Genomic DNA, 340 nt, shown 5'->3' on the forward strand with positions numbered 1-340 from the left:
TGCCGTTCGATTGAGCGACCGCGCCGATGAGCGCATCGTCCAGCGGCGCGTGATCGGGGACGCGGTAGGTCGCCAGGATGCGAACTGCCGCCAGGTCGAACGGCAGCACCCGATCGGCGAAAGCCGGCAGGACTCGCTCCTCGAACCACCGGCGCAGGACCACGCCTTGCGCTGGGTCAGACCGTTCCTTGGCGATCACGCCACATTCAAGCTCGCTGATCGTCGTGGCGGTCACGAACTGGTCAACTACCGGCACCGACGATGCCCAGGCTTCGACCGATGGGTTGCGTCCGCGGACCCGCAACGCAGAGACCACGTTGGTATCCAGGACATACTCACC

1 protein-coding gene is annotated in these 340 nt (G+C 65.6%); it reads right to left on the reverse strand.

Features of this window, described 5'->3' with window-relative positions:
- Positions 1-316: PIN domain-containing protein (locus D9V41_RS17045; RefSeq protein ID WP_481725511.1), on the reverse strand; the 316-nt coding region annotated here is incomplete at its 3' end.
- Positions 317-340 lie beyond the last annotated feature (24 nt).

Source organism: Aeromicrobium phragmitis, assembly GCF_003674095.1.
In the GTDB taxonomy this organism is placed as follows: Bacteria; Actinomycetota; Actinomycetes; order Propionibacteriales; family Nocardioidaceae; genus Aeromicrobium; species Aeromicrobium phragmitis.